The sequence below is a fragment of the Pseudoalteromonas sp. TAB23 genome (assembly GCF_000498075.1).
Lineage (GTDB): Bacteria > Pseudomonadota > Gammaproteobacteria > Enterobacterales > Alteromonadaceae > Pseudoalteromonas > Pseudoalteromonas arctica.
This window is the reverse complement of the sequence record NZ_AUTP01000025.1, coordinates 1-4,612: the sequence shown is the minus strand read 5'-3', so window position 1 is coordinate 4,612 and position 4,612 is coordinate 1. Positions and strand designations below refer to the sequence as shown.

The 4,612-nt window shown below is 39.4% G+C and carries 3 protein-coding genes and 1 pseudogene; 2 read left to right on the top strand and 2 right to left on the bottom strand.

Going from position 1 to position 4,612, the window contains the following annotated elements:
• Together L654_RS0100420 and L654_RS0100415 are read right to left on the bottom strand one after the other, a co-directional pair.
• On the bottom strand, positions 1-1,486 hold a 1,486-nt coding region (locus tag L654_RS0100420), incomplete at its 3' end, for an AMP-binding protein (RefSeq protein WP_024606930.1).
• A 185-nt stretch (positions 1,487-1,671) separates the two neighbouring features.
• On the bottom strand, positions 1,672-2,118 hold the full coding sequence (locus tag L654_RS0100415; RefSeq protein ID WP_007582681.1) for a DUF3010 family protein: 447 nt from the start codon (positions 2,116-2,118) through the stop codon (positions 1,672-1,674).
• Positions 2,119-2,473: 355 nt separating this feature from the next.
• Between L654_RS0100415 and thrS the strand changes: the two genes are divergently transcribed.
• A complete protein-coding gene (gene thrS / locus L654_RS0100410; RefSeq protein WP_007582683.1) occupies positions 2,474-4,384 on the top strand; it encodes a threonine--tRNA ligase in 1,911 nt (636 codons plus the stop codon).
• 59 nt (positions 4,385-4,443) lie between these two features.
• Positions 4,444-4,612 (top strand): annotated as a pseudogene (locus L654_RS0100405) (translation initiation factor IF-3); the annotation flags it as partial.

Genomic DNA, 4,612 nt, shown 5'->3' with positions numbered 1-4,612 from the left:
CATCTTGAATGCCCGGGTAGGTGTAAAGCACTTCTTCTATTTCGCGCGGGTAAATGTTTTCGCCGCCACGAATAATCATATCTTTAATACGGCCAACAATAGTGACAAACCCTTCTGTATCCATGACACCTAAATCGCCAGAGTGTAGCCAACCGTTGTCATCTATTGTGGCTTTTGTTTTAGCATCGTCATTCCAATAGCAGCGCATTATACCTGCACCTTTACTACACACTTCGCCAGGTTGACCAATTTTTTGAATGTTACCCAGTTCGTCAATTATTTTAACCTCAGTATGGGCAAGTGCGCGGCCAACCGTCGTTACTTGCCGCTCTATTGAAGAGTCTGTTTCGGTAATGTTGTTTATGGGGCTGCACTCCGTTTGCCCGTAAGCAATCAGTACTTGATGCATGTTCATTTGTGTTTGTACTTTGCGCATTACTTGCTCTGGGCATGTAGAGCCTGCCATTACACCCGTGCGTAAAGTACTTAAGTCATAATCGTTAAAATTACTTAGCTCAAGCTCACTAATAAACATAGTAGGTACACCGTGCAGCGCTGTACATCCTTCTTGTTGAACTACATCGAGTGTGGTTTTTGCATCAAACGAATCGCCTGGATAAATGGCTGCTGCACCTTTACTAACACACAATAAGCTACCCAATACCATTGCAAAGCAATGATATAACGGGATAGGGATGCATAACTTGTCATCGCTCGTAAAGTGCATAGATTCGGCGACGAATAGCGCATTATTTAAAATATTTTTATGAGTGAGCGTTGCGCCTTTTGGGTTGCCTGTTGTGCCTGATGTAAATTGTATATTGATGTCTTGCTCAGCATTTAAGTTTGCACCTATTGCTTTTAATTCAAGCTCATGTGCCGATGTTGGCAAGTTAATAACATCATTAAAAGAGTACATACCAGGAGATGCTTCATCGCCAATGCGGATTATATTTTTAAGAGTGGGCAGTGCTTTTAAATTAAGTGTGTCTTTATCGCAAGTTGCAAGTTCTGGAGCCAAACCATTGAGCATTTCTAAATAATCACTGCCTTTAAAGTTTGATGCTGTGATTAGAGTAGAGCATTCAACACTATTTAAGGCGTATTGTAATTCGTTAGGGCGATATGCAGGGTTGATGCAAACCATTATTGCGCCAATTTTTGCGGTTGCAAATTGGGTTAAGCACCACTCAATATTATTAGGAGACCAAATACCAACACGCTCGCCTGGTTTCACGCCAAGTGCCAGCAACCCCATAGCAAGTTGATTAACTTCTTTTTGAAATTCTTTATACGTTAAGCGAATACCCTGGTGATGAACTACAACAGCTAACGCCTCTGGGTTTTTGTCGACAATAAAGTCAAAGTACTCCCCGATAGTCAAATTTGTTAAAGGTGTGCTTTGTATACCTTTAAAATAGCTTTGCGATAACGGTAAGTGATTTATTCGTTCTACTTCTTTTACCGCAATAGTGTGTGTGTGCATTGCTCTCTCCATGAAAATGTGTGTGAGTTATGTAAACTACAAAGTTAAAATAAACACATATTGTCGACAAAGAGAAGTGCAGTTAGACTAATGTATTATTAGATTAATAAAATCTAATCATGTTTTTTAGATACAAAAAAACGCGTCTTACAAAGTAAGTACGCGTTTTTAAACGAGTAATGAGTTTACATTTCGTCGCTGCGGTATGTTTTTTTCATTATGTAAACGTAGGCATTTACAAATGCATTTTCTTGGTACTTTTTAAGACCTGTTTCTTCAAAATCAATAGGAATAGGATTACGCTTTACCTGTTCTTTAATTTCAGTTGTGGTAAATAAACGTACGTCTAAATTGTCGATTAATTGAATCGCAGTTTCCATTTTGAATCCCTTTGCGCTGCCAGCAAATTTACCTTTAGGCTGACGCTCACGGATTGCAACAGAATCAATTTGGTAATCTTGCATTAGTTTTGCAAAATCGAATTGAAATTTACGCATTACTTCAGTGTCGTTACCGTTACCTAAGGTAAAGCGTGTTTGGCGCACATCGCGAATATCAAATACGTCATTATCTTTACTTAAAATACAAAGTAGTACATCACTACCGGTAATTTCTACACCACATGTTCTCATGTCTATTCTCTAAAATAACTTAATTACGCAGTATTATACGCAACACACATTAAAATGCGAGTGTAGGTATAGTTGTAGGTGCGTAATTAGTGCGTTGATGCTTTTATATTTTAATGAAATGATTTTTTTTGCTCTAAAAGTTACATTTTGTGCTCAAAACGGGTGGATTTCACCCCTTAAAACTTGTAATTAAATGCGCAGCACGCGACAATATATCTTTGTAGTTGAATAGACTCTGCATCTACATTTATTAGTCAATGCTTATTCGTAAAAGCGTTGTCGAGTCATTCTCATTTAATTTATTAAAAATACACGTGATACATTGTAGGTGTCACCACTGTAGCAAGGATTTATAATGCCAGTTATTACTCTTCCAGACGGAAGTCAACGTAGTTTTGAAAACCCTGTAAGCACGCTTGATGTTGCAAACGATATTGGCCCTGGTTTAGCTAAAGCGACCATTGCGGGTCGTGTTAATGGCGACCGTGTTGATGCATGTGATTTAATTAGTGAAGACTCTCGTCTTGAGATCATTACCGCTAAAGACGATGACGGCCTTGAAATCATTCGTCACTCTTGTGCTCACTTAATTGGTCATGCAGTTAAGCAACTTTTCCCAGACGCAAAAATGGCAATTGGTCCTACCATTGATAACGGTTTTTACTACGATATCGATATGGAACATTCATTATCACAAGATGATCTTGAAGCAATTGAAAAGCGTATGTTGCAACTTGCAAAAACCAACTACGACGTAGTGAAAAAAACAGTAAGCTGGCAAGAAGCACGCGATACATTTGAAGCGCGTGGCGAAACATACAAAATAGAAATTCTGGACGAAAACATCGCTAAAGATGACCGCCCAGGGTTATATCATCACGAAGAATATGTAGACATGTGTCGTGGACCTCACGTTCCTAACATGAAATTTTGCCAAAACTTCAAAATAATGAAAGTGGCGGGTGCATATTGGCGTGGTGATTCAGAAAACAAAATGCTACAACGCATTTACGGCACAGCGTGGGGCGATAAAAAGCAACTTAAAGCGTATTTAAAACGCCTTGAAGAAGCTGAAAAACGCGATCACCGCCGTATTGGTAAAGCGCTTGATTTATGGCATTGGCAAGAAGAAGCGCCAGGCATGGTATTTTGGCACAACGATGGTTGGAGCATTTACCGCGAGCTTGAAGAATTTGTACGTGAAAAGTTACGCGAATATGAGTACGAAGAAGTAAAAGGTCCAATGATGATGGACCGTTCACTTTGGGAAAAATCAGGTCACTGGGAAAAATATTCAGAAGCAATGTTTACCACTGAGTCTGAAAAGCGTGAATACGCGATTAAACCAATGAACTGCCCAGGACACGTGCAGATCTTTAACCAGGGTTTAAAATCGTACCGTGATTTACCACTTCGTATGGCTGAATTTGGTTGTTGTCATCGTAATGAACCATCAGGTGCACTACACGGTTTAATGCGTGTACGTGGCTTTACACAAGATGATGCTCACATTTTCTGTACCGAAGAGCAGATAATGGACGAAGTTTCAGCGTGTATTAAGATGGTTTATGATACATATGAAACATTCGGTTTTGAGAAGATTGTAGTTAAGCTATCTACTCGCCCAGAACAACGCATTGGTGAAGACCATATGTGGGATAAAGCAGAGCTTGCTTTAGCCGAAGCACTTAAGCTAAACGATATTGAATTTGATTATCTTCCGGGTGAAGGCGCGTTTTATGGTCCGAAGATTGAATTTACTTTATACGATTGTTTAGACAGAGCGTGGCAGTGTGGTACAGTGCAATTAGACTTTGCATTACCGGGTCGTTTGGGCGCTACTTATGTAGCAGAAAATAACGAACGTCGTACACCTGTAATGATACATCGTGCTATTTTAGGTTCTATTGAACGCTTTATTGGCATTTTAACTGAAGAGTACGCTGGTTTATTCCCGACGTGGCTTGCGCCAAAGCAAGTGGTAATTATGAATATTACCGATAAACAGGCTCCTTATGTTAAAGAAGTTGTACAAAAATTAAATAAACTTGGAATTAGAGCCGCTGCTGACTTGAGAAATGAGAAGATTGGCTTTAAAATCCGTGAGCATACACTGAAGCGTATTCCATACTTGCTTGTTGTTGGCGATAAAGAAGTTGAACAACAAGAAGTAGCAGTGCGTACTCGCACAGGTGAAGACCTAGGCAAATTTAATGTCGATGATTTTGTAGCTAAAATTAGCGAAGAAATTAAAAATCGACAGTAAAAATCGAGTGTGTAAGGCATTAACAAACAGCCAATTACACGCTTATATTATTGATATTCTTGGAGGAACGTACTATTAGAGGCGGCAAGAAAGGGCAACAAACAGCTCAAAAAAATCGTATTAACGAAGAAATTACAGCGCAAGAAGTTCGTTTAATTGACATTGAAGGCGAACAAGCTGGAATTCAGTCATTACAAGACGCGCAAACTATGGCCGATGCAGCGGGTG

Coding starts and splice junctions, on each gene's coding strand:
- L654_RS0100415 (WP_007582681.1), bottom strand. CDS start 2,118: ATGAGAACATGTGGTGTAGAAATTACCGGTAGTGATGTACTACTTTGT.
- thrS (WP_007582683.1), top strand. CDS start 2,474: ATGCCAGTTATTACTCTTCCAGACGGAAGTCAACGTAGTTTTGAAAAC.